Origin of the sequence: Aeromonas sp. 602200 (assembly GCF_049173895.1) — a bacterium.
Classification (GTDB): Bacteria; Pseudomonadota; Gammaproteobacteria; order Enterobacterales; family Aeromonadaceae; genus Aeromonas; species Aeromonas veronii_A.
Map to the genome: position 1 here is coordinate 174,480 of NZ_JAAKSL010000007.1, position 26,080 is coordinate 200,559.

The 26,080-nt window shown below is 60.5% G+C and carries 21 protein-coding genes; 12 read left to right on the top strand and 9 right to left on the bottom strand.

The window, feature by feature from the left end; all coding sequences use genetic code 11:
- Window positions 1-16 precede the first annotated feature (16 nt).
- Complete coding sequence (locus G5221_RS11015) at window positions 17-505, top strand: OmpA family protein (protein ID WP_227342665.1); 489 nt, start codon at window positions 17-19, stop codon at window positions 503-505.
- A gap of 72 nt (window positions 506-577) precedes the next feature.
- Here G5221_RS11015 and G5221_RS11020 read toward each other — a convergent pair whose 3' ends face one another.
- A complete protein-coding gene (locus G5221_RS11020) occupies window positions 578-1,306 on the bottom strand; it encodes a TerC family protein (protein WP_227342667.1) in 729 nt (242 codons plus the stop codon).
- 120 nt (window positions 1,307-1,426) lie between these two features.
- Between G5221_RS11020 and G5221_RS11025 the strand changes: the two genes are divergently transcribed.
- The 3 genes from G5221_RS11025 (at window position 1,427) to G5221_RS11035 (ending at window position 4,683) form a co-directional block, all read left to right on the top strand.
- Window positions 1,427-2,542: an ATP-NAD kinase family protein gene (locus tag G5221_RS11025; RefSeq protein WP_421263238.1), complete on the top strand. Its 1,116-nt coding sequence runs from the start codon at window positions 1,427-1,429 to the stop codon at window positions 2,540-2,542.
- Between the two features lie 99 nt (window positions 2,543-2,641).
- Window positions 2,642-2,920, top strand: a complete 279-nt coding sequence (locus G5221_RS11030) for a YfcL family protein (RefSeq protein WP_005333639.1) — start codon at window positions 2,642-2,644, stop codon at window positions 2,918-2,920.
- 98 nt (window positions 2,921-3,018) lie between these two features.
- The gene (locus G5221_RS11035; protein WP_421263239.1) at window positions 3,019-4,683 is read left to right on the top strand and encodes an AMP-binding protein; all 1,665 of its coding nucleotides are present in this window, start codon (window positions 3,019-3,021) and stop codon (window positions 4,681-4,683) included.
- Between the two features lie 109 nt (window positions 4,684-4,792).
- Here the strand turns inward: G5221_RS11035 and G5221_RS11040 are convergent, their stop codons facing one another.
- The 3 genes from G5221_RS11040 to G5221_RS11050 form a co-directional block, all read right to left on the bottom strand.
- Complete coding sequence (locus G5221_RS11040) at window positions 4,793-5,956, bottom strand: trans-sulfuration enzyme family protein (protein ID WP_040069363.1); 1,164 nt, start codon at window positions 5,954-5,956, stop codon at window positions 4,793-4,795.
- A gap of 133 nt (window positions 5,957-6,089) precedes the next feature.
- On the bottom strand, window positions 6,090-7,133 hold the full coding sequence (locus G5221_RS11045) for an isopenicillin N synthase family dioxygenase (RefSeq protein WP_421263240.1): 1,044 nt from the start codon (window positions 7,131-7,133) through the stop codon (window positions 6,090-6,092).
- Window positions 7,134-7,579: 446 nt separating this feature from the next.
- Window positions 7,580-8,218: an NAD(P)-dependent oxidoreductase gene (locus tag G5221_RS11050; protein ID WP_040069367.1), complete on the bottom strand. Its 639-nt coding sequence runs from the start codon at window positions 8,216-8,218 to the stop codon at window positions 7,580-7,582.
- Between the two features lie 101 nt (window positions 8,219-8,319).
- On the opposite strand from G5221_RS11050, the gene G5221_RS11055 reads away from it, so the two are divergent.
- A complete protein-coding gene (locus G5221_RS11055; RefSeq protein WP_421263241.1) occupies window positions 8,320-9,204 on the top strand; it encodes a LysR family transcriptional regulator in 885 nt (294 codons plus the stop codon).
- Between the two features lie 28 nt (window positions 9,205-9,232).
- Here the strand turns inward: G5221_RS11055 and G5221_RS11060 are convergent, their stop codons facing one another.
- The 3 genes from G5221_RS11060 to G5221_RS11070 are packed head-to-tail and all read right to left on the bottom strand — an operon-like array spanning window position 9,233 to window position 12,151.
- Window positions 9,233-10,459, bottom strand: coding sequence for a CynX/NimT family MFS transporter (locus tag G5221_RS11060; protein ID WP_421263242.1), 1,227 nt, complete (start codon window positions 10,457-10,459; stop codon window positions 9,233-9,235).
- On the bottom strand, window positions 10,456-11,355 hold the full coding sequence (locus tag G5221_RS11065) for a pirin family protein (protein WP_201987811.1): 900 nt from the start codon (window positions 11,353-11,355) through the stop codon (window positions 10,456-10,458). The genes G5221_RS11060 and G5221_RS11065 overlap by 4 nt, the downstream gene beginning before the upstream one ends.
- A gap of 58 nt (window positions 11,356-11,413) precedes the next feature.
- Window positions 11,414-12,151, bottom strand: coding sequence for an isochorismatase family protein (locus G5221_RS11070; RefSeq protein WP_421263243.1), 738 nt, complete (start codon window positions 12,149-12,151; stop codon window positions 11,414-11,416).
- Between the two features lie 192 nt (window positions 12,152-12,343).
- Between G5221_RS11070 and G5221_RS11075 the strand changes: the two genes are divergently transcribed.
- Window positions 12,344-13,279, top strand: a complete 936-nt coding sequence (locus tag G5221_RS11075; RefSeq protein ID WP_421263244.1) for a LysR substrate-binding domain-containing protein — start codon at window positions 12,344-12,346, stop codon at window positions 13,277-13,279.
- A gap of 6 nt (window positions 13,280-13,285) precedes the next feature.
- Here G5221_RS11075 and G5221_RS11080 read toward each other — a convergent pair whose 3' ends face one another.
- Window positions 13,286-14,194 (bottom strand): LysR substrate-binding domain-containing protein, encoded by a 909-nt coding sequence (locus G5221_RS11080; RefSeq protein WP_421263245.1) that lies wholly within the window; start codon window positions 14,192-14,194, stop codon window positions 13,286-13,288.
- A gap of 275 nt (window positions 14,195-14,469) precedes the next feature.
- Between G5221_RS11080 and metE the strand changes: the two genes are divergently transcribed.
- Complete coding sequence (gene metE / locus G5221_RS11085; RefSeq protein ID WP_421263246.1) at window positions 14,470-16,734, top strand: 5-methyltetrahydropteroyltriglutamate--homocysteine S-methyltransferase; 2,265 nt, start codon at window positions 14,470-14,472, stop codon at window positions 16,732-16,734.
- Window positions 16,735-16,910: 176 nt separating this feature from the next.
- Window positions 16,911-17,660: a substrate-binding periplasmic protein gene (locus tag G5221_RS11090; RefSeq protein ID WP_421263247.1), complete on the top strand. Its 750-nt coding sequence runs from the start codon at window positions 16,911-16,913 to the stop codon at window positions 17,658-17,660.
- Between the two features lie 36 nt (window positions 17,661-17,696).
- Here the strand turns inward: G5221_RS11090 and G5221_RS11095 are convergent, their stop codons facing one another.
- On the bottom strand, window positions 17,697-18,560 hold the full coding sequence (locus tag G5221_RS11095; protein ID WP_021231364.1) for a LysR family transcriptional regulator: 864 nt from the start codon (window positions 18,558-18,560) through the stop codon (window positions 17,697-17,699).
- Window positions 18,561-18,727: 167 nt separating this feature from the next.
- Here G5221_RS11095 and G5221_RS11100 point away from each other — a divergent pair, with 167 nt between their 5' ends.
- The 4 genes from G5221_RS11100 (at window position 18,728) to pflB (ending at window position 25,673) form a co-directional block, all read left to right on the top strand.
- Window positions 18,728-20,161 (top strand): glycoside hydrolase family 1 protein, encoded by a 1,434-nt coding sequence (locus tag G5221_RS11100; protein ID WP_421263248.1) that lies wholly within the window; start codon window positions 18,728-18,730, stop codon window positions 20,159-20,161.
- A gap of 192 nt (window positions 20,162-20,353) precedes the next feature.
- Window positions 20,354-22,114 carry a 30S ribosomal protein S12 methylthiotransferase accessory factor YcaO gene (gene ycaO / locus G5221_RS11105; protein ID WP_421263249.1) on the top strand — a complete coding sequence of 587 codons (1,761 nt, stop codon included), beginning with the start codon at window positions 20,354-20,356 and terminating at the stop codon, window positions 22,112-22,114.
- A gap of 381 nt (window positions 22,115-22,495) precedes the next feature.
- The gene (focA, locus tag G5221_RS11110; protein WP_005333620.1) at window positions 22,496-23,344 is read left to right on the top strand and encodes a formate transporter FocA; all 849 of its coding nucleotides are present in this window, start codon (window positions 22,496-22,498) and stop codon (window positions 23,342-23,344) included.
- A gap of 46 nt (window positions 23,345-23,390) precedes the next feature.
- Complete coding sequence (gene pflB, locus G5221_RS11115) at window positions 23,391-25,673, top strand: formate C-acetyltransferase (RefSeq protein WP_421263250.1); 2,283 nt, start codon at window positions 23,391-23,393, stop codon at window positions 25,671-25,673.
- The last annotated feature ends 407 nt before the right edge of the window (window positions 25,674-26,080 follow it).

Below are 26,080 nucleotides of genomic sequence, written 5' to 3' on the forward strand. Positions count from 1 at the left end.
TAAAGGAGTCATAACAATGAAACTATCCCTCTCCATCAAGGCGGTCGTGCTGGGCCTGTTGTTCTCTCTGCTGGCGGGTTGTCAGAGCACCCCCAGGGGGTTGACCCCGGAACAGCTGGCAGTATTGAAGGAGCAAGGTTTCTATCTGACCGATGAGGGCTGGACACTGGATCTGGCCAACCGGGTGCTGTTTGCCAACAATGTGGGTGAACTCAATCCGCAGACCCGGCTGATAGTGGAAAAACTGGGCAAGGCCCTGCTTGGGGTCGGGCTCGACAAGGCGAGGGTGGATGGCCATACCGACAATACGGGCGAGAGCAGCTACAACCAGCAGCTCTCTCTGAAACGAGCCCAATCGGTGGCAGATGTGCTGATCTCGGTGGGGATGATGCCCGCCAATCTTGAGATCCGTGGCCGCGGTGAGACGGCCCCGGTTGCGGACAACAAGAGCGCAGCCGGACGAGCAGAAAACCGCCGGGTTGCCATTGTGATTGCCAACCAGTGATCTCTATCCGGCAGCATGCCGTGTGCATAACAAAAGAGCGCCCCGAGAGGCGCTCTTTTTGATCCGGCGACACTACTTCCCTGTGTCGACCTCGCTGTGCTTGCGCAAGCGGATGTTGATCATCTCCACCACCAGCGAGAAGGCCATGGCGAAGTAGATGTAGCCTTTCGGTATGTGCAGATCCATCCCCTCCGCCATCAGGGCAAACCCCACCAGGGTGAGGAAGGAGAGGGCCAGCATCTTGATGGTGGGGTGGTCATCGACGAAATCGCCAATAGACTTGGCGGCAAACATCATGATGAAGACGGCAATCATGATGGCCAGCACCATCACCGGCACGTGATCGGCCATGCCGACCGCGGTGATCACCGAGTCCAGGCTGAACACTATGTCCAGAATGGCGATCTGGATCAGGGTGCTGATAAAGCCCGAGGCCGCTTTGCTGACGCTCTCCGGCTCGGCGGCGCCTTCCAGAGTGGCGTGGATCTCGTGGGTACTCTTGCCGATAAGGAACAGACCACCCAGCAGCAGGATGAGATCGCGGCCCGAGATAGCCTCGTTCAGCACGGTGAAGAGCGGTTCGGTGAGACGCATCACCCAGGCGAGCGAGAGCAGCAACAGGATCCGGGTGCCCATGGCGAGCCCCAGACCCAGAATGCGCGCTTTTTGGCGCTGAGCCTCCGGCAGGCGACCTACCAGGATGGAGATAAAGATGATGTTGTCGATGCCCAGCACGATTTCGAGCAGGGTAAGGGTAGCGAGAGCGACCCAGGCGGAGGGATCAAGAACCCATTCCAGCATGATTGAACCTTGATTGAACATTGGTTGGAAAATTGAAGATGCGAATTCTAGCAGGGGTGCCACTGCTTGTCCCAGAGGGGCGAAAAGATAAAAATGGGGGCCATCGCAAGGGAGGCAGGCATGTTTCGATTAGGGTTCATTATTAATCCGGTCGCCGGGATTGGCGGCGCAGTGGGGCTCAAGGGGAGTGACGGCGTGGTGGATGAGGCGCTTGCTCGTGGTGCCGTGCCCAGAGCACAAGATCGAGCGCGGCAAGCTCTGTTGCCACTGTGCGAGCTGAGCATCCCGTGCGAACTGCTGACGGTGGCGGGAGAGATGGGGGAGACGGTAGCCCGATCTCTGGGACTACCCTGTCGGGTCATCTATCAACCGGTCGGGGAGAGCACCTCGGCTGACGATACCCGCCACGCTGCAGAGCTGATGTGCGAAGCCGGGGTCGATCTGCTGCTGTTTGCCGGTGGCGATGGCACGGCGCGGGATATCTGCGCCGCGGTGGGGGAGTCCTGCCATGTGCTTGGCATTCCGGCGGGGTGCAAGATCCACTCCGGCGTCTATGGGGTGACGCCTGCCGCCAGCGGGCGGGTGGTGGCGCGGATGATCGCAGGGGAACTGCTCAGCCTGATCGATGCCGAGGTGCGCGACATCGACGAGGAGGCGTTTCGCGCGGGCAAGGTGCGGGCCCGCCACTACGGCCAGCTGAAGGTGCCCGGCGATCTGCGTTACGTACAGGCGGTAAAACAGGGGGGCAAGGAGTCCGAAGAGCTGGTGTTGGCGGATCTCGCCGCCGGTGTGGTGGAGCAGATGGAGCCCGATACCCTCTATCTGATGGGCTCCGGCAGCACGGTGGCAGCCTGTATGGCAGAGCTCGGTCTGGAAAATACTTTGCTCGGTGTGGATCTGGTGGAAAATGGCCGACTTATCGGGCAGGATCTCAGCGCCGCCGAGATCCTGACCCGGATCCGCGGCCGTCGCTGCCGACTGATCATTACCCTGATCGGCGGACAGGGACATCTGTTCGGGCGCGGAAATCAGCAATTGAGTCCTGAGGTGATTCGGTGTGTCGGGCTGGACAATATCCAGGTGCTGGCAACCAAAGCCAAGCTTGCCGCCCTTGCGGGCAGGCCGCTGCTGGTGGACACCGATGATCCCGAATTAAACCGGGCGTTGCGTGGTTATCTGCGAATAACCACGGGATACAAGGATCAGGTCATCTACCCGGTGGCCAACCCGGAATAGGACGCCAAGGACGCTGCTGGCCTGGCGCCAGAGAGCTGCAATCAACCGGATTGCGGTTCCATACCCCCGAATTTTTTGCCGCAAATGAGGCTGCGTTACATGACGATTCACGATTTTGAGCACAAGTTGTTGGGACTGATCGACAGCATGGTTGCTACCGCGACCGATGATGAGCTGTTTGCGGGGGGTTACCTGCGAGGTCATATCTCATTGGCCGTTGCCCGGGCCGAGCTGGAAGGCAAGACCCTGGTGCGGGACGTCAAGAGCTATGTGCTGCGCAGCCTCAACGAGGCGATCTTGCAAGGTGAGTTATCTGAAGAGGATGAAAAACTGGTGCAGGCGATGTGGAGTCGTTTGCAACAAGATGCAGAAGCTTGATCGGATACACAATTCAAACTGAAGTTTGAGTTTATCCTTCCCCTGAAGTTAGTGAAAGGTTAATAATAAGTTTCGCCTTTTGTTTCAGGGATTAAACTATGGCCTCCTCCTCACGCATTGCCAATAAACTGCCGCTCGAGATGCTCTATCACTGGGAGCGGCAGTGTCCTGATCGAACCTACCTGCGTCAAACCATCAACCGCGAATATGTCGATTTCACCTGGGGTGAAGTGGCCGATGAAGCGCGGCGGATGGTGACGGCCTTGCGTCACCTCGGTCTGGTGGCCGGTGACAAGGTGGCGCTGCTCTCCAAGAACTGTGCCCAGTGGTTTATCGCCGATCTGGCGATGCAGATGGGGCAGTATGTGAGCGTGCCCATCTACCCGACCGCCAACGTCGACACCATCGAATATGTGCTGCGCCATAGCGAGGCCAAAGCGATCTTCGTCGGCAAGTTGGATGACTGGAAGAGTCAGGAGGCGGGCGTACCCGACGATCTGCTGCGCATCGCCTTCCCCTATGACACCATGCCGGCCAGCCACCAGTGGGATGACCTGCTGGAGGCGCACGAGCCGATCCCTGACAGCCCGGTGCAGGCCCCTGACTCCCTGCTGAGTCTGGTCTACACCTCTGGCAGTACCGGCAAGCCGAAAGGGGCCATGCTGAGCGTCGAGCGCTATGCCTGGTCGTGCGAGAAGCTGGTGGAGACGGTGAGCCTGAGCCAGGCCGATCGGGGCTTCTCCTACCTGCCGCTGGCCCATATTACCGAGCGGGTCTACATCTATGGCGGCAGTCTCTATGGCGGCGCTACCATCGCGTTCCCCGAATCCCTCGACACCTTTATCGAAGATGTCAAACGCTGCCGTCCCACCGTCTTTATCTCGGTGCCGCGGCTGTGGGCCATGTTCCGCATCAAGATCCACGAGAAGCTGCCCCAGAACAAACTGGCGTTGCTGCTCAAGATCCCGCTTATCTCCGGCCTTATCAAACGCAAGCTGCAAAAGGGGTTGGGACTGGATCAGGCCCGGGTACTCGGCTGCGGCTCCGCGCCTGTCTCCCCTGCGCTGCTTGAGTGGTATCTGAGCATTGGCCTCAAGGTGACGGAAGCCTGGGGCATGACCGAGAACCACGCCTACTCCACCATCAACTACCCATTCCGCGCCGACAAGATCGGCACCGTCGGCAAGGCGGGGATCGGAGTGACCATCAAGATCTCTGACGAAGGGGAGATCCTCTGCCGCTGCGAAGGGATGATGCTGGGTTACTACAAGGATCCCGAGCACAGCGCCGAGGCCATCGATGCCGAGGGGTGGCTCCACACCGGCGACATGGGCAAGCTGGACAAGGAGGGTTATCTCACCATCACCGGCCGGATGAAGGATGTGTTCAAGACCGCCAAGGGCAAGTATGTGGCGCCGGTGCCTATCGAGGGGCTGCTGGGGCAGGAGCCCATTATCGAACAGCTCTGCGTGATTGGTTACGGCATGCCCCAGCCTATTGCACTGGTGCAGCTGGCCGAGAGCGCCATGAAGGGAAATCGGGAGGAGGTCAACGCCAGACTGGAAGCGGCGCGGGTTCGGGTCAACGATCAGCTGGAATCCCACGCCAAGATCCGCGGCATTCTGGTAGTGAAAACCCCCTGGAATATCGAGAACGGTGTGCTGACTCCCACCATGAAGATCAAGCGTCACCTGCTGGAGCAAAAGTACGCCCAGGTCGGGGAGCGCTGGCCCTCATCCCAAGTGGTGGTGTGGGAGGAGTAAATCTCGTTTTTCCATAGCGCACCAAACAACAACGGCCCTTGATGGGCCGTTGTTGTGTTTGGGGCATCTCACTCGCCGCTGTTTTGTCGGCGAGTAAAAGCGCGCCCGGTTAGATCTGCGCCAGCGCGGCGGCCAGATCGGCGATCAGATCGTCGGTATCTTCCACCCCGATGCTGAAGCGGATGAGGTCGTCGTTGACCCCGGCGGCGAGGCGGCTCGCCTCGTCCATGGCGGCGTGGGTGGTACTGGCCGGATGGCAAGCGAGACTCTCGAGATCCCCCAGACTCACCGCCTGCACGAACAGTTGCAGGTTATCGAGCAGGGTGGCGCAGCGCTCAAACCCGCCTTCAAGTTCAATACTCACCATGCCGCCAAAGCCGCTGGCGAAGGCGCTGAGAGCATCGTGGCCCGGATGGTTGGCAAGCCCCGGGTAGATCACCTTCTTCACTGCCGGGTGGGCTGCCAGAAACTCGGCCACTTTCTGGGCATTGTGCAGGTGGGCATCCATCCGTAGCGGCAGGGTCTTGACCCCACGCTGCAGCAGGTAGGCCTCCTGCGGGCCAATGGGAGAACCGATATGTTTGAGGGCCACGGTGCGGATCGACTTCATCAGGGCGTGGGAGCCCGCCACCACCCCGGCGATGATGTCGCCGTGGCCGCCCAGATATTTGGTACCGCTGTGCATCACCACATCGACCCCGAGTTCCAGCGGACGCAGCAGGTAGGGGGTGAGGAAGGTGTTGTCACACACTGTGATGGCGCCCACCTTGCGGGCCGCTTCCACCACCAGCCGCGGATCCACCACCTTGAGGGTGGGGTTGGTCAGGGTTTCGAACAGTACCACCTTGGTGGCAGGGCGGATATTGGCCAGCAGATCGCGATCGCTCTCGTAGGCGGTGACCTTGATGCCTGCGCGGCTGAAGGTTTGCTTGAGGAAGGCATCGGTGCCGCCGTAGAGCGGGCCGATATAGGCCACCTCATCGCCGCTGTCGGCCAGGGCATACATGATGGCGCTCACCGCTGCCATGCCGCTCGCCACCACCAGCGCTTCATCGGCACCTTCAAGCGCCGCCAGTTTCTGCTCCAGCTCGGCGGTGGTGGGGTTGCCAAAGCGGCTGTAGATAAAGCCGGGGGCCTGACCTGCAAAGCGCTCCTTGCCCGCCTGGGCGTTGAAGTAGCTGAAGGTGCTGCTCTGGTAGAGCGGGGTGGTGAGGGCGCCGGTCTGGGGGTCGATCCGCTGGCCGCTGTGTACGCTCATGGTCTTGAATTTCATCGTGTTGCTCCGTGATGGCCAGGCTCTGGCCATGACTTGTTTTGTTGTTCGTTGCTTGTTGTTTTTGTCAGCGCGGGTATGTGCATGCGGCTTGTGACTTATGCATATACCCGCCTAGGGATCTTTACGCTGCTTAGGCCGTTATCGCTTCGCTTTCAGTGCGCGGGAGGCGAGTTGGTTCCACCGGCCCATAGTGCCGCGCCGCCACATCCGGGTGGGAGCGCAGCCGCCCCTTGAGTACGTTCTCCCCCACCTGATAAAAGAGCGGGTTGGTCGGGTCACTCTCCGGCCCTTGCGCCTGCGCTGCCAGCGCGGGGGAGAGGCTGAGCAGCGGCACGGTGGCATCGAGTCGCGCCGCCATAAAGAAGGCGCAGGAGAGGCGCGAGACGCCGGACGGCGGGCTCACCACCCGATGCAGGGTCGCCTTGAGATAGCCGTTGGAGGCTAGCTCCAGCAGCTCGCCGATATTGACCACCAGCGCTCCCGGCAGGGGGGGCGCGGAGATCCAGCCGTCGGCCGTCTCGACCTCAAGCCCAGAGTGATTGTCTTGCATCACCAGCGTCAGGTAGCCGGGATCCTTGTGGGCGCCGACCCCTTGACTGCTGCCACCCGCCTCTTGCCCCGGGTAGTGAATCAGCTTCATGTGTTGGTAGGGGGCGCCGCGAATACTGTCGTCAAACAAGTTGGCCGGTTGCTCCAGCACCTCGGCAAAAGCGGCCAGCAGGGTGAGGGTGATGTCGCTCAGCCGATCCTGCCACGCCAGCAGATGGGCTTTCATCTCTGGCAGGGCGAGTGGCCACTGGTTGGGGCCGATCAGCCGCTGCCAGGGTTCACGGATCAGGGCTGCAGGCAGGGCTTGTGCCTCATTCATGATATCGAACTGCTCCCGCAGGTCCGGCCGCGCTCGGGTCAGCTCGGCACCGACCCGGTTGTAGCCGCGAAAGTGGGGGCTGTTGACCATCTGCACCGCCATCTTTTCCTGCTCCGGCAGGGCAAAGAAGCGCGCTGCCAGCGCCAGGGTTTCCCGCTGCTCGGCGTCACTCAGGCCATGCCCTGTCAGATAGAAAAAGCCGACGTCGCGGGCGGCCGCGGCCAGCCGGGCCAGCATAGGGCGACGCACCTCGGGTGCCCCGTTGAGGGCAGCCAGATCGATGATCGGCAGTGGTGAATGTTCCATGTGCACCTCCTCACTCTTTCGTTTTCTCTGGCGCCATCTCTTCTGCGGCCTCTGGTGCGGGCAGGTCTGATGAGCGGCAAACGGGATGGCGCGACAGTGTGGCGGTATGCGCTTGCGGTGTGGCGCCATCTGGAATGAAGGGGATGCTACTGTTCGGTGTTATAAGACGGAAACAACAAATTATTCTTAGTTATATACAAAATTCGAAATGGAATTCGGCGCCTGATGGGCTGAAGGTTTTTTGCGCAGCCATTGTGGGGTAAAGGGGCAACGATGAGGGGGAGAGTGATAACCAGAGGCAAGCTACCAGCGGCAAAAATGACCAAAACAGAAAATGGCCAAAACAGAAGGGAGGCGGATGCCTCCCTTCTGGTTGAGCGGGTGTTCACCTGACCGGGTGCGTAGGTGAGTGACCGCGTATTCTGGCCTTAACCGATTGCTGGCTCTCAGTAACCCAGGGTAAAGCGCTGGCGCTGGTGAGCCGGTTTTTCCACCTCGTTCAGCACGCCATCGGCCAGATCACCGGCGGTGATCCCGGCAGGCTGTTCGCCGCTGAACAGCACCTGATCGCCACCAATCCGATAGCCGCCGCGTTTCTCGCCCGGTTCGAGGAACACCGGGGGAGAGACAAAGCGCCAGTCGAGGGTGGTTTCACGACGCAGGGCGGTGAGACCGTCACGGGCCGCCAGTGCCCCCTGTTTCCACTCGGCCGGAAACTCCGGGGTATCCACCAGTTGCACGCCGGGGGCTACCTCCAGACTGCCGGCGCCACCTACTACCAGCAGCCAGCTGTTGGCCGCTTTGGCTGCTGCGACGATCGCGTTGGCGCCCTTGAGGTACTGGTCGTAGATATCCGGTGTGGTCCAGCCCGGGTTGTAGGCGCTGATCACCCGATCGTGCCCCTTGAGCACTTCGGCCAATACCTGCGGGTTTTGGGCATCCACCGCCACGGCGGTGACCTGCGGATGGGCGGCCACCTTGCTGACATCGCGGACGATGGCGGTGACGTGATGGCCGCGGCTGATGGCCTCGTTCAGGATGGCTGAACCGACAAAACCGCTGGCACCGATCAGGGCAATCTTCATGGGGAACTCTCCTTCACTGTTGGAATGGGGCTATCCTACGCCGCCATTTATGATTTAATAATCACCTCAAAAATGCATTCACTTGTAAGCTGGATTTAATAATGGAACAGCTCAGACGTTACGCCATCTTCGCCGCCGTGGTGGAAGCGGGCAGCATGACAGGGGCGGCCAAATCCCTTGGCATGACCCCCTCCGCCGTCAGTCAGCATATCAGCCAGCTGGAGAGCCTGCTCGGGCTGCCCCTGCTCCATCGCTCCACCCGTCGCCTCAGTCTGACCGAGGCGGGAGAGGTGGTATGGCAAGGGTGCCGGGCGTTGCAGCAGACCCTGAGCGAGACCGAGTTGCGCCTCTCGGAGGTGCGCGACGCCCTGCTCGGTGAAGTTCGGATCACCGCCCCGGTGGGGATGGCGGGCCAGCCACTCGCACTGGCATTGTCCCCGCTGTTGCATGCCCACCCCGGCCTCACCATCCAGATCATCGCCGACGACGAGAAACGGGATCTGATTGCCGAGCGGATCGACGTGGCACTGCGGGTCGGTAGCCTGCCCGACTCGACTTTGGTGGCCCGCAAACTGGGGCAAACCCGGATGTTGCTCTGCGCCGCCCCCGCCTATCTGGCGCGCAAGGGGACGCCGCGCACGCCCGCCGATCTGGCCACCCACGACTGGCTCTGCGGCGACATGCTGGGCAACGGTTTGCTGCTGCTTGACGAGAAGGGGGGCGAGCACAGGGTGAGGTTCAAGGCCAAGGTGCTCTGCAACAACGTGTTGCCCTTGCGCCAGTTTGCGCTGGCGGGGCAGGGGATCTCGCTGCAACCGGAGGGGGAGATTGGCGAGGATCTGGCACAGGGGCGTCTGCTGGAACTGCTGCCCGGTTTTCGGGTGCAGCCGATGGAGATCCACGCCATCACGCCGCAGCGGGAGATCCCGGAGAAGGTGCGGCGGGTGGTGGAGGCGCTACGCAGCTACTTCGCAGGCACTTCCTGACACATATCAATGCAGCTTGGCCTAGCTGTCAGTTGGGCTCTTGCCCGCCAATGGGCTGGCGGCGCCACAGATAGAGTCCGATTGCCAGCAGCAAGCCGCCCAGAAAGAGCCAGCGAGCGTTCCCCCATTGGCCGTTGTCCGTCATCAGGGCCGCCAGCAACAGGGGGTCAAGCAGCTGACCGAGGTTGGCGAGCTGGACAAAAAATCCCTGCACGATGGCCAGTTGCACCGGCCCCTGACTCACTCCCTGTGCTGACGAGAGGATAGCCGGCGGCGCCATGCCACCCGCCAGGGAGAGGACGAGGCACAATCCATAGGCCCACCACGGCGACAGGCCGGGCGAGAAGGCGAGCATGCCGCACAGCGCCATCAGGCCCAGTGCCCAGCTGATGAGCCGATCTCGCGCCACGCCCCGGCGCAGCAGCCATGCCCCCATCAGGTTGCCGGGAATATTGGCGACCACCACCAGCGCCGAAAGCAGGGCAATCTGGCTTTGGCCAATCCCGGGGCTGCCTTGCAACATGGTTGGCAGCCAGACAAAGAGCGCCCAGAGCATCAGGCTATAGAGCGTGAACGCCAACCCGTAGCGCCAGAGTGTCAGTTGTCGGAGCACCGTGAGCTGGCGGTGTGGGCGGCCTGCGTTAGCCGCGCTTTGGGGCCCCCCGACCCGCAGCCCATCTGCCGAACGACTGGCCAGCAGAAGCAGCTGGGCCGAGAGTTGCAGAGCCATCAGGATCAGCCAGGCCAGTCGCCAGCCACCTTGCGCCGTGAGCCAGGGGGTGAGCAGCATACCCGCCGCCGCCCCGAGAGGCAGGTTGACCGCCCACAGGCTTATGGCCAGCCGTTTATCCTCCTCCCGGGTCACCGCCACGATAAAGGCGGGCATGGCCACCGAGACCAGCAAAAAGCCAATCCCCTCGACAATGCGCGACAGCAGCATCATGGCCAGCCCGGTGGCGGGCAGCGCCAACGTACCGCCTGTGACGATAACCAGTAGCCCCACAACCGCGGTTTGCCGCCCACTCCAGCGAGTCAGCAGCAGGCCGAGAAAGAGGCTGAAGAGGATCGCCAGCGTATTGAAAGCTGAGGCGAGATAGCTGGCTTCGACCAGTGTCAGCCCCAGCTCGCTGCGCAGTATGCCGAGTACGGCGGGCACTTTGCCAAGGCAGAGGGCGCCGCTGGCACCGGCAAAAATGGCGAGGAAGACCAGAGGCCAGCGCGTGCTTTGTGGCTGGTGGCCAGCGAGCGTGCTCATGGCCGATATTGGCCGTTGCGCAGCCACTCATCGTTGAGCTGACCAAATTCGCCGCGCTGATAGGCATGCAGCCGATCTGCAATGGCGTCGTGGCTGTTCATGACGAAGGGGCCATGTTTGACCAGGGGTTCATTGAGTGCCTGGCCTGAGAGCAGCACGAAGTGGCAGGGCTCTGTGGCCTCAAGCTGCAGAGCCACCGCCTCGCCGCCATCGGCAGAGAGGCTGACACCCATCCCGTGACCTGCCGGGATGAGGTGCCGCTCTCCCTCCGCCTGAAGGGTCAGCGATCCGGTCAGGGGATAGATCATGGCATTCCAGCCTGCCGCCAGCAGATGGGTGAAGCGGCTGCCGGGCGAGCAATGGCCATCGAGCAGGGTAAAGGGTTGGGGCAGTTCTGCCGAGTGTGGTGCCGTTATCCCGTTACTGTGGCCTGCGACCACCCGTACTCGCACCCCTTCGCCATGAAACTCGGGGATGGTGGCTGCGTCTGCGTGGACGGTAAAAGGCGACGCCATCTTTTGACGGGCAGGCAGGTTGACGAAGATTTGCAGGGCGTGGACATAGGGCGATGCCCCTTCCGGCTGCTCGGTATGTACGGCCCCGCGCCCGGCCGCCAGCCAGTGGAGCGCGCCCGGTTCGATGGGGCCCTGATTGCCGAGGGTGTCGTAGTTGACGTGGGGGCTCGTCGAATCCTCGAACAGATAGGTGACGGCAGAGATCCCGGCGTGGGGATGGGGCTCGAAGGTGGGGGCGGTCATCTGGAAGTGATCCACCATCACCACGGGGTCTATCAGACCGTTGAAAAAGTGTTCGCCAAAATGATGTGCTTCAAAGCCGCTGCCAATGCGCAGTGGTTGGCCCTTGACGGGGGCGGAGAGAGTCAGGCGTCTGGTCATCAATGGATCCTCCAGAAGATAAAAGATGCCTTCGGTCATCTGACCGAAGGCGGGCGAGTTACGACTTCTTGGCACCTTCTTGCATCTGCCACACCAGGGTAGCGAAAGGCATGTCGAGGGCGCTGTAGACATCGTGCGCCTTGGGGTCGACGTTGCTGCGCAGCATCTCGACCGCGGCAGAGGCGTAGTCGGTGACCGGGATACCGGCCCCCAGCAAGCGTTGCAGCCCAGTGGTGCGCTTGGCTTCGTTGAAGGTGCCGGAGGCATCGAGCACCACCCGGGCATCATAGCCGGCAGCCTTGGCAGAGAGGGCCGGGAAGCTGGCGCAGATCTCGAGGGATACACCGGCGATGATCAGCTGTTTGCGGCCGGTCTTCTCAATGGCGGTGCGCACGGCAGGATCGTCCCAGGCGTTGATGACGGTGCGGTTGATCACCTTCACATCCGGCAGGGCACTGGTCAGTTCAGGCATGGTGGGGCCCCACATGCCATCGGGCATGGTCGCGGTCACGATCACCGGCACGCCGAAGGCGCGGGCGGCGTTGGCCAGCGCCACCACGTTGTGCTTGAGCTCGCCCACCGTGGTGTCGCGCACGCCGCTCAGCAAGCCGACCTGATGGTCGACCAGCAGCAGTACCGCATTGTCTCGGGAGAGCATCTCCAGATAGCGGTTGGGTGATACGGTCGGATGGCTGGCAGCCTCGGCGGCCATGGCAGGTGTCGCTGTGGTGGCCAGCGTGGCGGTCAGGGTCGCCAGACCGAGCAGGGTGGCAGAGCAGATTTGTCGCAGTTTCATGGTGAACTCCATGTGATATCGGAACAGTCAAACGGCCCTTGCTGGTGGGGCGGATTGCCCGCGCAGCAACCGTCTGATGGGGACAGGGCCATTATGATGGCTGCAAAAATGGCGACAATCTGGTGAAATAGGTTCTTATCGTTCTATTGGTGGAACGATGTGAATGCGCCTCACCCTGACCAAGGCAGCCCGATGACACCACTGGAACTTGATTTGAATGATCTCTATCTCTTCACCCATGTGGTGCAGCGACAGGGATTCACTGCCGCCGCGCGGGCGCTTGGCGTGCCCAAGTCGCGGATCTCGCGCCGGATCCGGCTGCTGGAGGAGCGGCTGGATACCCGGCTGCTGCAACGTACCTCGCGCCAACTCAGCCTGACCGATGCCGGTGAGGTGCTCTATCGCCACTGTCAGGCGATGCTGGCCGAGGCGCAGGCCGGAGAGGCGGCTGTGCGGCAACGGCAGCAGGAGCCGAGCGGTTTGGTGCGGATCAGCGTGCCCATTACCATGGCCGATGCGCTGCTTGCCCGTTTGCTGCCCGCTTTTATGGCCCAATACCCCAAGGTGAGGCTCGCCGTGCAAGCCAGCAATCGGCAGGTGGATCTGCTGGAGGAGGGGCTGGATGTGGTGATCCGCGGGGTGGCCTTCGAGCAGCCCCCCTCCAGCCTAGTGCAGGTGCCGCTCTGTACGGTGCAGTGGGGCGTGCTGGCGACCCCGGCGTGGCTCTCGCGCCACAATGCGCTGGCGCATCCACGCCAGCTGGAAGGAGAGGATGCCCTGCTCTTCAGCTCGCTGGAGCGTCAGGCCGATCTGTTGCGGCTGCGGCACGATAGCGGGGAGAGTGAGGAGGTGGCGGTCAATGTGCTGCTGCGCAGCGACAATGTGCAAACCCTCAAACAGGCGGCGCTGGCGGGGCTCGGTATGGTGGGCTTGCCACTTTACGCCTGCGTGAGTGAGTTGGCGGATGGGCGGCTGCAACAACTGCTGCCCGAGTGGCGTCCCAAAGATGGCAAGCTGGTGATGCTCTATCCCGTGCGGCGCGGTCTGTCACCGGCGGTCAGGGCCCTCATCGACTTTATCAAGGCGCAGTTGCCTGCACTGCTGGCAGAGGTCGGTCTGCCACGCTGAGGAGGGCTATCCCTCCATCTTGGTGCGAATGCGCTCGAACAGACTCTGCAGGCAGGCTTGATCCCGATCGGCGGCCCGCACCGCGCCGTACATATGGCGACGAATACCGCTGCCGAGGGGGCGGGCGCCGAGCATCCCCTGTCTGACAAACTCCTCGCTGGCCCAGCGCGGCAGGGCGGCAACCCCGAGGCCGGCGGCGGCCATCTGCAGCATCACAGAGGTGTTGTCCACCGGCTTGCAGCGGGCGGGCTCCACCCCGGCGGGTTGCAAAAAGCGGCTGAAGATATCCATGCGGTTGCGCTCCACCGGATAGACCAGCAGCACCTCCGGCCCCAGATCGCCCGGCTCGATGCGGCTCTGGTGGCAGAGGGGATGATCCGGCGCCATCACCAGAGTCAGATCAAAGGCAAACAGTGGCTCGAAGTGGAGATCGCCGCGGGCCTGCACATCGGAGGTGAGCAGTAGATCGAGCTGGCCGCCTAGCAGGGCATTGATGGCATCAAAGCCCGGCACCGACTCCACTTCCAGATCCACCCCAGGCCACTGGCGGCGAAAATCGGGCAACAGCGGCAGCAGCCACTGGATGCAGCTGTGGCAATCGAGCGCCAGATGCAGCCTGCCCGCATCGCCGCTCTGCAGGGCCTGCAACTGCTTCTCGGTCTGGGCCAGAGCGGGCAACACCTGACGGGCGAGGGCGAGCAGCTGGCTGCCGGCGGCGGTCAGCACCAGCGGGCGGCTTTTGCGCAGGTAGAGCTCCAGATTGAGGCGGGTCTCCAGCTCTTTGAGCTGGTGGGAGAGGGCGGACTGGGTGAGGTTGAGGGTCAGCGCCGCACCGGCCAGCGAGCCCTGCTCGGCCAGCGCGGTCAATGTTTTCAAGTGTTTGATCTCTATCCCTGCATTGCTTGGCACTGCCATAAGATGGCTCCTTGTGAGATTGCGTCTGGCGCTGAGGTTGCGGTCGGCGGTGGCCTGCTGCGCTTCTTGACTGCGGCACCTCTTGCACCTGTAAAAATCGGCCTCTGTATCCTCGCGGTGAACCTGACTGGCGGTCAGTTGAGGATTATTTGAGAGCCACTTGAAGAGGATTCAATAGCCAGCGTCACCTTATCTTGTCATTTTGGATGTGTAAACATCTGGATGGCTAAATCATCCAGTTCCCATCAGATGAATGAGCATAAGGAAATGAACCTATGACACGAGCACACACCCTGGGCTTCCCCCGTATCGGCGCCAAGCGCGAGCTGAAATTTGCCCTCGAATCCTACTGGCGTGGCGAGACCACTCAGGCCGAACTTGTTGCCGTGGGCAAGACGCTGCGTGAGCGCCACTGGCAGGCCCAGCACGGCGCCGGGGTCAATCTGCTGCCGGTGGGTGACTTTGCCTGGTACGATCAGGTGCTCGGTACCAGCCTGCTGGTGGATGCGGTGCCTGCCCGTCACCGCCATGGCGAGACCGATCTCGACACCCTGTTCCGGGTGGCCCGGGGCCGTGCGCCGACCGGCCCAGCGGCGGCCGCCGCCGAGATGACCAAATGGTTCAACACCAACTATCACTATCTGGTGCCGGAATTCAGCCGTGATCAGCGCTTCAAGCTGGGCTGGAGCCAGCTGTTTGACGAGGTAGAAGAGGCCAAAGCACTGGGGCTGCCGGTCAAGGCGGTGCTGCTGGGACCGGTCTCTTATCTGTGGCTCGGCAAGGAGAAAGAGAGCGGCTTCTCCCGCCTTGAACTGCTCGATCGCCTGCTCATCGTCTATCAGGAGATCCTGGCCAAGTTGGCCGCCCAGGGAGTGGAGTGGGTACAGATCGATGAACCTGCGCTGACGCTGGACTTGCCGGACGAGTGGCGGCTGGCCTACCTCAACGCCTACGAGCGCTTGAGCGGCCCCTGCAAGCTGTTGCTCACCACCTATTTCGGCTCGGTGGCCCATCAGCGCGACATCATCACCAGCCTCAAGGTAGATGGCCTGCATCTGGATCTGGTGGCCGCCCCCGAGCAGCTGGAGACCCTGTTGCCGCATCTGCCCGCCCAGTGGGTCATCTCAGCCGGGGTGATCAACGGCCGCAACGTCTGGCGTGCCAATCTGGCCAAGCTGGCGCCGACTCTGAAGGCACTGAAAGCCAAACTCGGCGAGCGGCTCTGGGTGGCCTCATCCTGCTCATTGCTGCATAGCCCGGTGGATTTGACTCTGGAGCAGGAGCTGGATCCCCAGACCCGCAGCTGGTTCGCCTTCGCCTTGCAAAAATGTTTCGAGTTGGGACTGCTCAGAGAGTATCTGGATGGGGGCGAGCTCGACAAAATCACCGCCTACAGCCAGCCCATCGTGGATCGGGAGTCCGACAGCCGGGTGCACAAAAAAGCGGTGCAGTCACGGCTCGCCAGCCTCACCAACAGCGATTTTGATCGCCACAGTCCCTATCCGGTCAGGGCCGAGCTGCAGCGCTCGGATCTCAAGCTGCCGCTGCTGCCCACCACCACCATCGGCTCCTTCCCGCAGACCTCCCAGATCCGGGTGTTGCGGCAGGATTGGCGCTCCGGTCGCATCGATGACAGTGCCTACGAGGCTGGCATTAAGGCCGAGATCCGCGATGCCATCGCGCGTCAGGAGGCCATCGGGCTGGATGTGTTGGTACATGGTGAGGCTGAGCGCAACGACATGGTGGAGTATTTCGGTGAGCTGCTGGATGGCTTTGCCATCACCCGCTTCGGTTGGGTACAGAGCTATGGCTCCCGCTGCGTCAAGCCGCCGGTGATCACCCGCGATATTGACCGCCCGACTCCCATGACGCTCGAATGGACCCGATTTGCCCAGAGCCTGACCGACAAGCCGGTGAAGGGGATGCTGACTGGCCCTGTGACCATCCTCTGCTGGTCCTTCCCGCGGGAAGACGTGAGCCGCGAGCAGTCCGCCCTGCAAATCGGGCTGGCCATTCGCGACGAGGTGGCAGATCTGGAAGCCGCCGGCATCAAGATCATCCAGATCGACGAACCGGCGATCCGCGAAGGCTTGCCCCTGCGCAAGCAGGATCATCAGGCCTATCTCGACTGGGCGGTGCGCGCCTTCCGTCTGAGCGCAAGCCCGGTGGCGGACCGCACCCAGATCCACACCCACATGTGCTACAGCGACTTCAACCTCATCATCGAGGCGGTGGCGGCGCTGGATGCGGATGTGATCACCATCGAGACCAGCCGCAGCCAGATGCAGCTGCTCGAAGCGTTCGAACGCTTCAACTACCCCAACGAGATTGGCCCGGGCGTCTACGACATCCACTCGCCGAACGTGCCGAGCCAGAGCTGGATTGAGGGGTTGCTGCGCAAGGCGGCCAAGCAGATCCCGGCCGAGCGGCTCTGGGTCAACCCGGATTGCGGCCTCAAGACCCGGGGTTGGGAAGAGACTGAGGCCGCCCTCAAGGTGATGGTCGATGCCACCAGGGCGCTGCGGGCCGAGCTGGCGTAACCGGCTAGCCGTGACCGCCATCGGTAAGGTGGCGTGCTGACAAACGAACGAGAGAGGGGAAGCCATTGCTTCCTCTCTCTTTTTTCGTTGGCCACTTCTTCCACTGGATCCTGAACCTTGCCGCAGCCCGCTTTGCACTAGGCTCAGAGTTGGCAGAAGTGGATGGAGTCGCGGCCATGAGAGTCAGTCTGGGGAGCGCAATCCTGTGGGGATTGCTGATGTGGCAGAGTGCATGGGCGGCGCCAGCGGCCGAGTTGAAGCTGGTCTACTTTGACGACTTTGCCCCATATTCGTGGCGTGACGAACAGGGCAAGATGCGCGGGCTGATGATCGACGTGATGGATCGGGTGGCAGCGCACATGGGGCTGCGGGTGCGCCATGAAGGTTATCCGTGGCAACGGGCGCAAAAACTGGTGCGGATGGCGCAGGCCGATGGCTTTGTCACCATCGCCACCCGGGAGCGCCGCTCTTACACATTGGTGGTGGAGGAGCCCGTTACCACGACGGTTTTGACGGTATTTACCCGGCTTGGCCACCCCCGGATGACCGATTTTCAGCGTGCCAGCCGCTTGAGCGACTTCAAATCACTTACCTTTCTCGACTATTTCGGTAACGGCTGGGGCAAGGAGAATCTGGCGGGCTTCACCGTTCATCACACCATCAATGTCGATAATGTCTTCAAAATGCTGGCGGCGGGGCGGGGGGACCTGATGGTGACAGACCCACTGGTGGCACGCTTCAAACTTAACCAGCTGGGTCTCTCCGGGTTGGTGGTCGAGGTGCCGCTGCAGCTTGCCTCTACCCCGTTCAATCTCTGCATCGGCAAGCACTCCCGCTTCAATACCCGGATAACCGAGTTCAACCGTGCCCTGCAACAGCTGCGACAAAGCGGCGAGTTGGCGCGTATCGTCGAACGCTATCGTTGATGCGCGGCCGCCATCTGCTGTTTGCCAACGGCGTGTCTATCTTGGCGTCATATCGGCGATGGTTGCCCAGAAGGCATCGATCAAGGGCCCCTTGCTGTGGGGCGGACGGATAAGGCCAATGGTCCAACAGGCTTCCCCGTCTCTCAAGGGGAGGGTGAGCACATCCGGGTGCTCTATGGTGGTGGAGGAGGGGACCAGGGTCCAGGCGATCTCGGCTGCCGCGGTGGCGACGCCAGCGGCAAAGTCGTTGACGTACTGGATATCGCGAAAACGCAGCCCGCTCTGGGCCAGATAGTTCATCAGGTGATCGTAAAACGACGGGGCCTTGTCCCGACGCAGGATCGCCAGCGGCTTGTCCACCAGATCCGCCAACTCCCTCACATCGCGGTAGCTGGCGGGCAGCACGGCGACAAAGTGTGCTTCGACCACTGGCAGGGCGTGCCACCCCTTGGGGGCGGGCAGGCGGCAAAAACCGAGATCCAGCTTGCCTTCACTCAGCGCCAGCAGCTGGTGGTGGGTAGAGAGATCGTTGAGCTCTATGGTCACTTGCGGCCGCTCGGCGCGAAAACGGGCGATGGCGGCGGGCACCAGGATTTTGGTGGCCACGCCAAAGCCGATGCGCAGGGTGCCGACATTGCCCGCCAGCACGTCGCGGGCGGTGCGCGAGAGCTGCTCGCTCTGGATGACCACAGCGCGGGCATCTTCATACAGCGCCCTGCCCAGTCCGGTGAGGCGAGTGGTGCTGGCGTTGCGCTCGAACAGCTCGCCGCCCAGCTCCTCCTCCAGTCGCCTTATCTGTTTGCTCAGGGCCGACTGGGTAACGTGCTGACGTACCGCCGCCTGGCCGAAGTGCAGCACCTCCCCCAGAGTGACGAAGGCTTTCAGATCCCGTAGCTCCATCAGGGCTCCTTTCATTCCTGTTGGGAATGTTGAGTGGTCATATTTGTCATTGGACGGAATTTTAGAAGTGATGGATGCTTATGCCAATTCATTTCGGGTGCCCCGGCACGGGGGCGCCGAGTTATCAGAGATGGCTGACACCATCAGCGCAGAAGGAGCAACACCAGATGCATCACCACAAGTTCAACGACTTCCCGAGCGATTTTCTGTGGGGCGCCGCCTCCGCCGCCTATCAGGTGGAGGGGGGCTGGAATGCCGATGGCAAGGGGCCCTCGGTGTGGGATCTCTTCACCAAGCTGCCGGGCAAGACCTTTGAGGGGAGCAACGGCGATGTGGCGGTGGATCACTACCACCGCATGGAAGAGGACGTGGCGCTGATGGCCGAGATGGGGCTCAAGGCTTACCGCTTCTCGGTGAGCTGGCCACGCATCTATCCCACCGGTCGCGGTGAGGTGAACGTGGCGGGTCTGGCCTTCTACGAGAAGCTGATCGACACCCTCTTGGCCCACCAGATCGAACCGGTGCTGACCCTTTATCACTGGGATCTGCCGCAGGCGCTGCAGGATGAGTACGGCGGCTGGGAAGATCGACGCATTATCGAGGATTTTGAGCGCTACTGCGTGACCCTCTATCAGCGTTTTGCCGGCAAGGTGAAGTACTGGGTGTCGCTTAACGAGCAGAACTACAACCTGACCAACGCCTATCAGCTCGGCACCCATCCGCCCGCCGTGCAGGATCGCAAGCGCTTCTTTGCCGCCAACCATATCGCGTTTCTGGCCAACGCCCGGGTGATCAAGGCGTTTCGCCAGCATGTGCCAAATGGCCTCATCGGCCCGAGCTTTGCCTACTCCCCAGCCTATCCGGCGTCGTGCGATCCGAAAGATATGCTGGCCTACGAGAACGCCGAGGAGTTCAACAACCTCTGGTGGCTGGATGCCTACTGCTTCGGCCGCTATCCGCAGGCGGCGCTCGCTTACTTGCGGGAAAACGACGAGGCGCCGGAGATCCTGCCGGGCGATATGGAGTTGCTGCGCGAGGGGACGCCCGACTACATCGGCGTCAACTACTACTACACCCTGACCTACACAGATAACCCCTTGGGCGGTCAGACCCTGCAGCGCATCAACACCACCGGCAAGAAGGGCACTACGCCATCGAGCGGCATCCCCGGCCTCTACAAGACGGCGCCCAATCCGCACCTTGAGACCAGCAACTGGGATTGGGCCATCGACCCGACCGGGATGCGCATCGCCCTGCGTCGCCTCTCTTCCCGTTATGGTCTGCCGCTGATGATCACCGAGAACGGCCTTGGCGAGTTTGACAAGCTGGAGGCGGGCGACAAGGTGAACGATGAGTACCGCATCGATTATCTGCGCAGCCACGTCAAGGCGTGCCAGGAGGCGATGCAGGACGGGGTGGAACTGCTCGGCTACTGTGCCTGGTCGTTCACCGACATCCTGAGCTGGCTCAACGGTTACCAGAAGCGTTACGGCTTCGTCTACGTGGAGCGTGACGAGCAGGGGGGGGCACTTCGCCGGATCAAGAAGGCGAGTTTCCACTGGTACAGCCAGGTGATCGCCAGCCAGGGCAAGCAGCTCTGACGATGTATCGCATTGCGTAACAAGCGGGCCCGGGCAATCCCCGGGCCCGCGCTGTTTGTGGCGGGGAGAGGGGGCAAGCCGGTTTCTCACCGTGCGACTCATCCCTGTTTGCTGATTTTTGTCCTGCCAAAGCCGCCGACCCCTGCTATTATCTGCGGCCGAACATGAGCCAATAAAAATCAGGATATCGTGATGACTGACCACACTTTTATTCCCGGCAAGGACGCGGCGCTGGAAGACTCCATCGAACGCTTCCAGACCAAGCTGCAAGCCTTGGGCTTTGATATTGAAGAGGCCTCCTGGCTCAACCCCGTGCCGAACGTCTGGTCGGTGCATATTCGCGACAAAGAGTGCGCCCTCTGCTTTACCAACGGCAAGGGTGCCAGCAAGAAGGCGGCCCTCGCGTCTGCCCTTGGCGAATATTTCGAGCGTCTCTCCACTAACTACTTCTTCGCCGACTTCTATCTGGGCGAGCAGGTCGCCAACGGCGATTTCGTTCACTACCCGAACGAAAAGTGGTTCCCCATCGAGGGTGACCAGTTCCCGGCCGGTCTGCTAGACAGCTTCACCCGCAAGTTTTACAACCCGGATGGTGAAGTGACCGCCGACATGCTGGTGGATCTTCAGTCAAACAACGAAGAGCGCGGTATCGTCGCCCTGCCGTTCGAGCGCCAGTCCGATCACGAGACCGTCTACATCCCGATGAACATCATCGGCAACCTCTATGTCTCCAACGGCATGAGCGCTGGCAACACCAAGACCGAAGCGCGCACCCAGGCGCTCTCCGAGGTGTTCGAGCGCCACGTGAAGAACAAGATCATCGCCGAGGCTATCAGCTTGCCGCTGATCCCGGACGAGGTGATTGCCCGTTATCCGGGAATTGCAGCCTCCATCGCCGCCCTCGAAGCGGAAGGCTTCCCCATTTACAGCTTCGATGCCTCCCTGGGTGGCCGCTATCCGGTCATCTGTGTGGTGCTGCTTAACCCGAGCAATGGCACCTGCTTTGCCTCCTTCGGTGCCCACCCGCGCTTCGAAGTGGCCTTCGAGCGTACCGTCACCGAGCTGCTGCAGGGCCGCGGTCTCAAGGATCTCGACGTATTCGTGCCGCCGTCATTCGACAACGAGCAGGTGGCGGATCACCACAACCTCGAGACCCACTTCATCGACTCCTCGGGCCTTATCAGCTGGGATCTGTTCAAGCAAGATGCGGACTTCGAGTTTGCCGACTGGGACTTCCGTGGCACCTCGCAGGAGGAGTTCGACCACCTGATCGGCATCTTCCACGAGCTGAAGCAGCCGGTCTATATCGCCGACTACGAGCATCTGGGTGTCTACGCCTGCCGCATTCTGGTGCCCGGCATGTCCGACATCTATCCGGCCGAAGATCTGCTGCTGGCCAACAACAATATGGGAGCCAACCTGCGCGAAGTGATCCTGGCACTGCCATCACTTGATTGGGATGCCGAGCAGTACATGGCGTTGTTTGATCAACTGGATGAAGAGGGGCACGACGAGCGTACCCGTGTACGCGAGCTGCTGGGCATCGCCGCCGCCAAGGGGACCGCGCTGCACACCCTGCGCGTTGGCGAGCTGAAAGCCATGCTGGCGCTGGCCGCCGGTGAGCTGGAGACGGCGCTGGATCTCATCGACTGGACCATGGAGTTCAACCAGTCGGTGTTCACTGCCGAGCGTGCCAGCTACTACCGCGCCCTGCGCGCCTGCGTCGAGTTGTTCCTCGACGAGGAGCGGGATCCGGAGCAGTATCGCGCCGTCTTCACCCGCATGTATGGTGAAGAGACGCTGGCACAGGCATGGGCCAACGCCACTGGCGAAGCACGCTTCCACGGGCTGGAGGCGGCTGACCTGTCCCTCTCCCAGTTCCCGCTGCACCAGAAACTGCTGGCGGCTTACGAGAAGCTGCAGAAGGCCAAGCGAGCCCATCACTGGGCGTGATCGTTGCTGTAAAGGAAGGGGCCGTGTGGCCCCTTCTGTTTATCGTGCGACAAGGCACGGGATTGTTATTCAAAGATGAAATAAAAAACAAAAAATACCCCTAAGGGGGTTGATGGCAGGGCAGGGGATGTGCTGTCGATCTGCAAAGATATCTTGCCAATGCCACATTTCCATGCTCTAGAATAAATTCTTTAAAATCATTGCATTAAAAATGTGATATTTCTGTTTCAGCTGATACCTGGTGTAAAGTGGCGTAGCCATCGCACTAAAATATTTGTAGTAAAATTACATTCGCACTCTGATAAACTTGATCAATGTCAATTTTGGCTATTTGGCCCTTTGTTATGATTTCAACAGGCAAAACATTCAGGTAGAAAATAATTGAAAGCTGAATCTCCATTCGATTGTCTCAAGCCCGAAGCCATCGCTGCACTGGCTGAAGACATCACCTATGCCAAGGCTACCAAGCCGGCATACAAGGTCATTCCACTGGCCATCACCGCAGGCGCTTTCATCGCCATCGCATTTATCTTCTACATCACAGTGACGACCGGAACTGGCTCCATGCCTTGGGGTATGGCCAAGCTGGTGGGCGGTCTCTGCTTCTCTCTCGGACTTATTCTCTGTGTGCTGCTCGGTGCCGAGCTGTTCACCTCCACCACCCTGACACTGGTGGCCAAGGCTGCCAATCGCATCAGCTGGGCTCAGCTGCTCAAGAATTGGGGTCTGGTCTACTTCGGTAACCTGATTGGCGGTCTGCTGATGGTGGCGCTGATCATCGTTTCTGCCGAGTACACGGCAGCAGACGGTCAGTGGGGCCTTAACGCCCTCAAAGTGGCCCAACACAAAATTCACCACACCTTCTTCGAAGCGGTGGCGCTGGGTATCCTCTGTAACCTGATGGTATGTCTTGCTGCATGGATGGCCTTTGGTGCCCGCAGCGCGACTGACAAGGTAGTGGTTATGCTGCTGCCGGTTGCCATGTTCGTTGCCTCAGGTTTCGAGCACAGCATCGCAAACATGTTTATGATTCCGGTTGGTATCGCTATCCACAGCGTGGCTAGTCCGGAATTTTGGCAGGCCATCGGCCAGGATCCGGCAACCTTTGCTGACCTGACCGTATCCAACTTCGTCCTACACAACCTCATCCCCGTGACCATCGGCAATATCATCGGTGGTGGCGTGATGGTTGGTCTGACTTACTGGTTTATCTTCCGTCGTCATCATTAAGGATGATTGCGGGATACTACATCAATACCGTGTGAGGTAATGAAAAATGGCAGAACTTAACGAACAGTTCCAAAAAGCATGGGAAGGCTTCGCGGCCGGTGAATGGCAGACCTCTGTCAACACCCGTGACTTCATCCAGAAGAACTACACCCCGTATGAAGGTGACGAGTCCTTCCTGGCTGGCGCGACCGAAGCGACCACCAAGCTGTGGGACAAGGTCATGGAAGGGATCAAAATCGAGAACCGCACTCATGCGCCGGTTGATTTTGATACTGACCTGCCCTCCACCATTACCGCACACGATGCCGGTTATATCGATCAGAGCCTGGAGCAGATCGTTGGTCTGCAGACTGACAAGCCGCTGAAGCGCGCCATCATCGCCAACGGCGGTATCAAGATGGTTAAAACTTCTTGCGAAGTGTACGGTCGTCAACTGGACCCGATGGTCGAGAAGATCTTCACCGAATACCGCAAGACTCACAACCAGGGCGTGTTTGACGTTTACACCAAAGACATCCTGAACTGCCGTAAGTCTGGTGTTATCACCGGTCTGCCGGATGCCTACGGCCGTGGCCGTATCATCGGTGACTACCGTCGTGTTGCTCTGTACGGTGTTGACTTCCTAATGGCCGACAAACTGGCCCAGTTCAAGTCCCTGCAAGCTGACCTGGAAAACGGCGTCAACCTGGAAGCCACCATCCGTCTGCGCGAAGAGATCTCCGAGCAGCACCGTGCCCTGGCACAGATGAAGGTGATGGCTGCCAAGTACGGTTGCGATATCTCCGTACCGGCCAAGAACGCCAAAGAAGCCGTACAGTGGACCTACTTCGCCTACCTGGCGGCAGTCAAGTCCCAGAACGGTGCAGCCATGTCCTTCGGTCGTACCTCCAGCTTCCTGGATATCTACATCGAGCGTGACCTGCAAAAAGGCCTGATCACCGAGCAAGAAGCCCAGGAGCTGATGGACCACATGGTCATGAAGCTGCGTATGGTTCGCTTCCTGCGTACTCCGGAATACGATTCACTGTTCTCCGGCGACCCGATGTGGGCGACCGAGACCCTGGCTGGTATGGGCGTTGACGGCCGTACTCTGGTCACCAAGAACAGCTTCCGTATGCTGAACACCCTGTACACCATGGGCCCGTCCCCTGAGCCGAACCTGACCATCCTGTGGTCCGAGAAGCTGCCGGTCGGTTTCAAAAAGTACTGTGCCAAGGTATCCATCGAGACCTCTTCCGTTCAGTACGAGAACGACGATCTGATGCGTCCGGATTTCAACAACGATGACTACGCCATCGCTTGCTGTGTATCCCCGATGATCGTTGGTAAGCAGATGCAGTTCTTCGGTGCTCGTGCCAACCTGGCCAAAACCATGCTGTATGCAATCAACGGTGGTATGGACGAGAAGCTCAAGATCCAGGTCGGTCCGAAAACCGAGATGGTCAAGTCCGAGTACCTCGACTACAACGATGTAATGGATCGTCTGGACCACTTCATGGATTGGCTGGCCAAGCAATACGTTGCTGCGCTGAACATCATCCACTACATGCACGACAAGTACAGCTACGAAGCCTCTCTGATGGCGCTGCACGACCGTGACGTATATCGCACCATGGCGTGTGGTATCGCGGGTCTGTCCGTAGCCGCTGACTCCCTGTCTGCCATCAAGTACGCCAAGGTCAAGCCGATTCGTGACGAAGATGGCGTTGCCATCGACTTCGAAATCGACGGCGAATACCCGCAGTTCGGTAACAACGACGCTCGCGTCGATGATATCGCCTGTGACCTGGTTGAGCGCTTCATGAAGAAGATTCAGAAGCTGAACACCTACCGTGGTGCTGTTGCTACCCAGTCTGTTCTGACCATCACCTCCAACGTGGTATATGGCAAGAAGACCGGTAACACCCCGGATGGCCGTCGTGCTGGTGCTCCGTTCGGTCCGGGTGCAAACCCGATGCACGGTCGTGACCAGAAAGGTGCTGTTGCTTCCCTGACTTCCGTAGCCAAGCTGCCGTTCGCTTACGCTAAAGATGGTATCTCCTATACCTTCTCCATCGTTCCGAACGCACTGGGTAAAGATATGGAAGCCCAGAAAGCCAACCTGGCTGGCCTGATGGACGGTTACTTCCACCACGAAGCCAACGTAGAGGGTGGTCAGCACCTGAACGTTAACGTGATGAACCGTGAAATGCTGCTGGACGCCATGGAAAACCCGGATAAATATCCGCAGTTGACCATCCGCGTATCCGGTTATGCCGTTCGCTTCAACTCTTTGACCAAAGAGCAACAGCAAGACGTCATCACCCGTACCTTCACTGCTTCTCTGTAATCGAGAGATAGTGAGCAAAAACCGGCGCCAAGGCGCCGGTTTTTTTATGCGTGCGATTCAGGGGGAGTAATCATCCCCTGTGAATCGCCCCCAGTTCCATCGCAACCATTTGAAGAGGATCAAGGGGAGGGGCTCACTAGCATTGACCTAGGCCCCGTCTGTAATGCGATTATGCTTTATTCGCGCTCTAAGGGGATAGGCGGTTGCTCTGCCTGCCATTGCATCAGTGTTGCTATGGCTCGTGGAACAGCTGATCAGGTTTAAGGGGTGAACAGAGGCGCCATCGCGGGTATCAAGCAATACCCATAAGCCTGTGACTATGGAATCATTCTCTGCCTCTGCCTCTGCCTCTGCCTCTGCCTCTGCCTCTGCCTCTGCCTCTGCCTCTGCCTCTGCCTCTGCCTCTG

What these genes read in the sequence shown, in the direction of transcription:
- G5221_RS11015 (WP_227342665.1), top strand. Translation starts at nt 17, where the DNA reads ATGAAACTATCCCTCTCCATCAAGGCGGTCGTGCTGGGCCTGTTGTTC.
- G5221_RS11020 (WP_227342667.1), bottom strand. Translation starts at nt 1,306, where the DNA reads ATGCTGGAATGGGTTCTTGATCCCTCCGCCTGGGTCGCTCTCGCTACC.
- G5221_RS11025 (WP_421263238.1), top strand. Translation starts at nt 1,427, where the DNA reads ATGTTTCGATTAGGGTTCATTATTAATCCGGTCGCCGGGATTGGCGGC.
- G5221_RS11030 (WP_005333639.1), top strand. Translation starts at nt 2,642, where the DNA reads ATGACGATTCACGATTTTGAGCACAAGTTGTTGGGACTGATCGACAGC.
- G5221_RS11035 (WP_421263239.1), top strand. Translation starts at nt 3,019, where the DNA reads ATGGCCTCCTCCTCACGCATTGCCAATAAACTGCCGCTCGAGATGCTC.
- G5221_RS11040 (WP_040069363.1), bottom strand. Translation starts at nt 5,956, where the DNA reads ATGAAATTCAAGACCATGAGCGTACACAGCGGCCAGCGGATCGACCCC.
- G5221_RS11045 (WP_421263240.1), bottom strand. Translation starts at nt 7,133, where the DNA reads ATGGAACATTCACCACTGCCGATCATCGATCTGGCTGCCCTCAACGGG.
- G5221_RS11050 (WP_040069367.1), bottom strand. Translation starts at nt 8,218, where the DNA reads ATGAAGATTGCCCTGATCGGTGCCAGCGGTTTTGTCGGTTCAGCCATC.
- G5221_RS11055 (WP_421263241.1), top strand. Translation starts at nt 8,320, where the DNA reads ATGGAACAGCTCAGACGTTACGCCATCTTCGCCGCCGTGGTGGAAGCG.
- G5221_RS11060 (WP_421263242.1), bottom strand. Translation starts at nt 10,459, where the DNA reads ATGAGCACGCTCGCTGGCCACCAGCCACAAAGCACGCGCTGGCCTCTG.
- G5221_RS11065 (WP_201987811.1), bottom strand. Translation starts at nt 11,355, where the DNA reads ATGACCAGACGCCTGACTCTCTCCGCCCCCGTCAAGGGCCAACCACTG.
- G5221_RS11070 (WP_421263243.1), bottom strand. Translation starts at nt 12,151, where the DNA reads ATGAAACTGCGACAAATCTGCTCTGCCACCCTGCTCGGTCTGGCGACC.
- G5221_RS11075 (WP_421263244.1), top strand. Translation starts at nt 12,344, where the DNA reads ATGACACCACTGGAACTTGATTTGAATGATCTCTATCTCTTCACCCAT.
- G5221_RS11080 (WP_421263245.1), bottom strand. Translation starts at nt 14,194, where the DNA reads ATGGCAGTGCCAAGCAATGCAGGGATAGAGATCAAACACTTGAAAACA.
- metE (WP_421263246.1), top strand. Translation starts at nt 14,470, where the DNA reads ATGACACGAGCACACACCCTGGGCTTCCCCCGTATCGGCGCCAAGCGC.
- G5221_RS11090 (WP_421263247.1), top strand. Translation starts at nt 16,911, where the DNA reads ATGAGAGTCAGTCTGGGGAGCGCAATCCTGTGGGGATTGCTGATGTGG.
- G5221_RS11095 (WP_021231364.1), bottom strand. Translation starts at nt 18,560, where the DNA reads ATGGAGCTACGGGATCTGAAAGCCTTCGTCACTCTGGGGGAGGTGCTG.
- G5221_RS11100 (WP_421263248.1), top strand. Translation starts at nt 18,728, where the DNA reads ATGCATCACCACAAGTTCAACGACTTCCCGAGCGATTTTCTGTGGGGC.
- ycaO (WP_421263249.1), top strand. Translation starts at nt 20,354, where the DNA reads ATGACTGACCACACTTTTATTCCCGGCAAGGACGCGGCGCTGGAAGAC.
- pflB (WP_421263250.1), top strand. Translation starts at nt 23,391, where the DNA reads ATGGCAGAACTTAACGAACAGTTCCAAAAAGCATGGGAAGGCTTCGCG.